The organism is Rathayibacter sp. AY1F6 (genome assembly GCF_002932035.1).
In the GTDB taxonomy this organism is placed as follows: domain Bacteria; phylum Actinomycetota; class Actinomycetes; order Actinomycetales; family Microbacteriaceae; genus Rathayibacter.
The window spans coordinates 1-5,270 of record NZ_PSVD01000040.1 but is presented as its reverse complement, the minus strand read 5'-3'; the positions used below and the strand labels follow the sequence as shown (position 1 = coordinate 5,270).

Sequence of the window (5,270 nt, the reverse complement as noted above, 5' to 3'; positions counted from 1 at the left end):
AGGCATGCGGCTGTGGCGAACCCGAAGAGAAAGCCGGCGGCCAAGTCGCGAACGTCGGGCGGGTGGACGCGGGCGATCTGCCCAAGCAGGCTCGGGGTCACGGGGGAGGGGGTGGGGGCGGCGCTCATTGCGGACTCCTTCGGCAGCGGTCCGACCATCCTAGAGCCCCGGTGGAGCGCTCTCTCGCTCCGGAACGCGGGACATCGCGCCCCGGACGACCGCGAGGCGCCGCCTCCCCGTCCGGACACCGCAGCGAGGGCGGTGTCCGGACGGCGGAGGCGGCGCCTCGGAGGGGAGGAGCGGAGCGCAGGACGCGGTCCGTCGGCGCTTCCCGATCAGGCTCGGTGGGCGCCGTGCCCGTCGCGCGGAGGAGCGGTGCGGATCGAGTCCGTCCGGACGTCCGGCTCGATGCTGCCCGCGGCCAGGTCGGCCCCGGCGCGCGCGGCCAGCTGCGGGTCCGTGCGGCGCAGCTCCTCCGCGCTGTCCTCGGCCGCGAGGTCGTGCGCCTCCTGCATGGCCGACTTCGCGCGCAGCGGCGGGGTCTTGAGGAACCACGAGAGCACGAAGGCCAGCAGGACCACGCCCAGCGCGACCTGGAACACGGTCACGGTCGCGTCGTTGAACCCGGTCAGGAACGGGGCCGACAGGGCGCGGTCCGCGGTGTTCAGGAACGAGGTGTCCCCGTCGAGCGCGGAGCCGATCGCGGCGGTGTCCTGCGACTGCAGCAGCTTCAGGATCCCGGCGTTGGCCGGGTCCGCGGCGACGGCGGGGTCGGTGGCGGCCCGCTGCAGATCCGCCGCGAGCGCCGGGTTCTTGAAGGCCGCGGCGATGGTGTCGGGGATGCGGCTGAAGAGCACCGAGAAGATCACGGCGGTGCCCAGGGTGCCGCCGATCTGGCGGAAGAACGTGGAGGCGCTGGTAGCGACTCCCATGTTCGCCACGTCGACCGAGTTCTGCGAGGCCAGGGTGAGGGTCTGCATCATCTGCCCGAGCCCGAGGCCCAGCATCAGCATCCCGCCCATCATGAAGATCACCGGCTTGTCGATCGTCACGAAGGTGAAGTAGAAGAACGCGGCCGACATCAGGAAGGTGCCGACGATCGGGAAGGCGCGGTAGCGGCCCGTGCGCGAGATGATCTGACCCGAGACGATCGAGGCGATCATCAGGCCGAGGATCATCGGCAGCATCAGGAAGCCGGACTCGGTCGGCGTGGCGCCGTTCACCAGCTGCAGGTACAGCGGGATCGCCATCATGCCGCCGAACATGCCGAAGCCGACGAGGACGCCCAGCACGGTCGCCATCGAGAAGGTCGGCGAGCGGAAGAGCTTGAGGGGGATGAGCGCGTCGTCGCCCATCATCCGCTCGGCCGCGATGAAGCCGATGACGCCCAGCGCGCCGACGATGTAGCAGACCCACGCGATCGGCGAGCCCCAGCCCCACTCGCGGCCCTGCTCGGCGATCAGCAGCAGCGGTCCCGCGGCGATGACGACGAGGGAGGCGCCCCACCAGTCGATCCGCACCGAGCGCTTGCCGGCGGGCTTGGGCAGGTGGAGGAACCGCACGACGATGAAGAGCGCGACGGCGCCGATCGGGAGGTTGATCAGGAAGACCCAGCGCCAGCCGGTGATGAAGAGGATCTCGGGGGTGCCGGCGAGCAGGCCGCCGATGAGCGGTCCGACGACGCTGGAGATCCCGAAGACGGCCAGGAAGTAGCCCTGGTACTTGGCGCGCTCGCGCGGGGGCAGGATGTCGCCCATCACCGTGAGCGCGAGCGACATGAGTCCGCCGGCGCCGAGGCCCTGCACGGCGCGGAAGCCCGCGAGGCCGAGCATCGAGGTCGAGAAGCCGGCGAGCGTCGAGCCGATCAGGAACAGCACGATCGCGATCAGGTAGAGCGGGCGGCGTCCGAAGATGTCGGAGAGCTTGCCGTAGATCGGCGTCGCGATCGTCGAGACGATCAGGTAGGCGGTGGTCACCCACGCCTGCTGCGAGAGGCCGTCGAGGTCGTCCGCGATGGTGCGCATCGAGGTGCCGACGATGGTCTGGTCGAGCGAGGAGAGGAACATCCCCGCCATCAGGCCGAAGATGACGAACAGGATCTGCCGGTGCGACATCACGGCGCCGGACGGCGTCGAGGTCGGAGCGGATGGAGCGGAGGCGGAGTCGGCCACGGTGGTCCCCTTGTCTGGCGGACGCGTCCAGGCACGGCGATCCGCCGCAAACGTTGCGTGCTGCGCAAAGTTACACCGCGTGCGGAGAGCGCGACAGAGCGTCCGGCGAGCCTGAACGGGATCTCAGGGCCGCCGTGCCGGGGCCGTGCATCAGGCCGGAGCGGGGACCGCCTCGTCCGCCCAGCCGGCCTCACGGAGCGCTGCGCGGGCCTCGGCTCGGGCAGAGTACGGCGTGCGCACGCCGAGGATGTCGCGGTAGTTCTGGTGCCCAGGACCGGCCCAGAGGATGGCGTCGCCCTCGTGCGCCAGGGAGACGGCGACGCGGATGGCGCGCTTGGGGTCGTCGACCTCGTGGATCTCGGCGTCCGGACGGGCGGCGCGGGCGGCGTCGACGAGGGTGCGCCGGATCGAGGCCGGGTCCTCGAAGCGCGGGTGGTGGTCGGTGACGACCAGCACGTCGCTGCCCAGGACGGCGGCTCCGGCCATGGCCGGGCGCTTGAGCGCGTCCCGGTCGCCGTCGGCGCCGAACACCATGACCACGCGGCCGGGAGTGACCTCGCGGACGGCCTCCAGGGTGCGGGCGAAGGCGTCGGCGCTGTGTCCGAAGTCGACGTACACCGTGGGGCCGCGGTCGCCGGAGACGCGCTCGGTGCGGCCGGGGAGGGAGGCGTCCACTCCGCCGTCGCGGTGCAGCGCGGCGCGGATCTCGCCGATCGGCCGACCGGACTCGATCAGCATCACGATCGCCAGTCCGGCGTTGGCGGCCATGTGGGTGCCGATGATCGGGACGGAGGTCGTGATGGCACGGCCCTCGCGGTTGCCGATCCGGAAGCGGGTGCGGCCGAACTCCTGCTCGAGCACCGTCACGGTCCAGTCGGCGTCGACGCCCGGGAGGGAGGTGATCGTGGTGACCGGCACGCCGGCGACCTCGACGAGGCGCGCGCCCGCGGGGGAGTCGAGCGAGACGACGGCCCGGCGCGCGCGATCGGGCTGGAACAGCTGGGCCTTCTCGCCGAAGTAGGTGTCCATGTCGCCGTAGTCGTCGAGGTGGTCGTGGCTGAGGTTCGTGAAGCCGGCGACGTCGAAGACCACGCCGTCGACGCGGTGGCGGGTGAGCGCCTGGGCGCTGACCTCGATCGCGGCCGCGCCGACGCCCTCCTCCTCCATGCGGGCGACGAGCGCGTGCAGCTCCGTCGCCTCCGGGGTGGTCAGGCCGCTGGTCACCGAGGTGTCGCCGATGTGACGCTCAGCGGTCGAGCTGAGGCCGGGCACGACGCCGAGCTGGCGGAGGATCCCCTCGAGCATGTGGACGGTCGACGTCTTGCCGTTGGTGCCGGTCACGCCGAGCAGCACGGGGGAGCGCTCGGCCGTCCCGTAGACGGCGGCGGCGACGGCGCCCAGGCGGGAGCGGGGGTCGTCGACCACGAGGACGGGCAGACCCGTCGCGCGCGCGGCATCGGCGCCCGCGGTGTCGGTCAGCACGGCGGAGGCGCCGCGGGCCACGGCCTGCTCGACGAACTCGGCCCCGTGGCGGTTGACCCCGGGCAGGGCGACGAAGAGGTCGCCGGGCTCGACGTCGGAGGCGATCAGCGTCACTCCGCTGATCTCGGCCGTCAGGCCGCCCTCGTCGCCGATCTCGAGCGTCCGAGCGAGGGCGGCGAGAGGGACGGAGGGTGCGGTGAGGGGTCGGAGCATGGGGTCCTTCCATCGACGGCTCCGTGGGGGGCCGTGCGGCCGAGGGGGCGGTCGCACACGGAGTCGTGGCTGTCACTCAAGCTAGGGGGTCTGCTTATGTGAATCCTTAGAGGATATGCGCGACCCGCGTGGAGGGGCACGGGTGGACAGAACCGATCGCCGGTGCTTCAGCAGATGCGCAGGAACGGGTCTGTCTAGGCTCGGAGGATGACGTCGAACGAGAACGAGCCGACCGATGGGCGCCCCGTCCGCCGCCGAGCCCTGGTCATCGGGGGTGTGGCCGCCGCGGCGGGCCTGACCGCGCTGGGGGTCGGAGCCGCCATCGGGAACGGAGCGCCGGCGCCCTCGCCGACCCCCTCGACGGCGCCGCCCGCTCCGTCGCCCTCCGCCGCCGCGACCACTTCGGCGCCCACAGCGGAGCCGACCGCCACTCCGACTCCCACACCCACTCCCACCGCCTCCGGGATCGACCTCACCGCGCAGTCCGTCGACGACCCGGCGAGCACCTGGGTCGTCGTCAACAAGCTGCGGACGCTCGCGCCGGTCGACTACGTCCCCGCCGACCTGACCTTCCCCGACGTGCCCTACGTCAATCGGCAGCCGATGCGCCAGGCGACCGCGGACGCCCTCGTCCCGCTCTTCGCCGCCGCCCGCTCCGAGGCCGGCCTCTCGCTGGCGGTGCAGAGCGCCTACCGCTCCTACGACACCCAGGTCAGCGTCTACGCGGGCTGGGTGTCCTCGCGCGGGCAGGCGGGAGCGGATGCGACGAGTGCGCGCCCGGGGCACAGCGAGCACCAGACCGGCTGGGCGGTCGACGTGGTGGGAGCGTCGGGCGCGTGCGCGCTCGAGATCTGCTGGGGCGACACTCCGGAGGGGCAGTGGGTCGGCGCCAACGCCCATCGCTTCGGCTTCCTTGTGCGCTACAAGCCCGACGCCACTCCGATCACGGGGTACGAGTCGGAGCCGTACCACCTGCGGTACGTCGGGACCCAGCTCTCCGGGTACCTGCACGACTCCGGCATCGAGACGCTCGAGCGCGCCTTCGGCCTTCCGGATGCGCCCGATTACGCACCGGGGACCACTTCCTAGGCGGTCTAGTGATCACAGACGGACGCGATCGGGCGTGACACGCGCCGCTCGTTACCGTACTGTTATTCGGAGCGCTTTCGGAGGCCCGTCTGACGGATCTCCCACCCCCGCCTGGTGACATAGCCGCTTCCCCTGCTCCCGAGCCCGGTCCCCCGCCGAGCCGCCGACCCGTGAGACCTCTCTGTGCCCCCTCGCTCCACCCGCTCCACCCTGCCCGCCGACGGTGAGGCTCAGGCTCGACGCGACGGCCACGACGACGAGCCCGCCGGAGACGGCGAGCGCCAGCGTGCGCGGGGACGGGCGGAAGAAGGAGGC

At 72.1% G+C, this 5,270-nt stretch carries 3 protein-coding genes; 1 reads left to right on the top strand and 2 read right to left on the bottom strand.

What is annotated here, in order from left to right; translation table 11 throughout:
- Positions 1 to 335: 335 nt before the first annotated feature.
- Together C5C44_RS16565 and C5C44_RS16560 are read right to left on the bottom strand one after the other, a co-directional pair.
- Entirely contained in the window at positions 336 to 2,114 is a 1,779-nt protein-coding gene (locus tag C5C44_RS16565; RefSeq protein ID WP_104226227.1) for an MDR family MFS transporter, read from the bottom strand.
- 207 nt (positions 2,115 to 2,321) lie between these two features.
- A complete protein-coding gene (locus C5C44_RS16560; RefSeq protein ID WP_104269404.1) occupies positions 2,322 to 3,866 on the bottom strand; it encodes a Mur ligase family protein in 1,545 nt (514 codons plus the stop codon).
- Between the two features lie 207 nt (positions 3,867 to 4,073).
- Between C5C44_RS16560 and C5C44_RS16555 the strand changes: the two genes are divergently transcribed.
- A complete protein-coding gene (locus C5C44_RS16555) occupies positions 4,074 to 4,955 on the top strand; it encodes a D-alanyl-D-alanine carboxypeptidase family protein (RefSeq protein ID WP_104226215.1) in 882 nt (293 codons plus the stop codon).
- The last annotated feature ends 315 nt before the right edge of the window (positions 4,956 to 5,270 follow it).

Excerpts from the sequence above, each read along its gene's own strand:
- C5C44_RS16565 (WP_104226227.1), bottom strand. The coding sequence starts at position 2,114 with ATGTCGCACCGGCAGATCCTGTTCGTCATCTTCGGCCTGATGGCGGGG.
- C5C44_RS16560 (WP_104269404.1), bottom strand. The coding sequence starts at position 3,866 with ATGCTCCGACCCCTCACCGCACCCTCCGTCCCTCTCGCCGCCCTCGCT.
- C5C44_RS16555 (WP_104226215.1), top strand. The coding sequence starts at position 4,074 with ATGACGTCGAACGAGAACGAGCCGACCGATGGGCGCCCCGTCCGCCGC.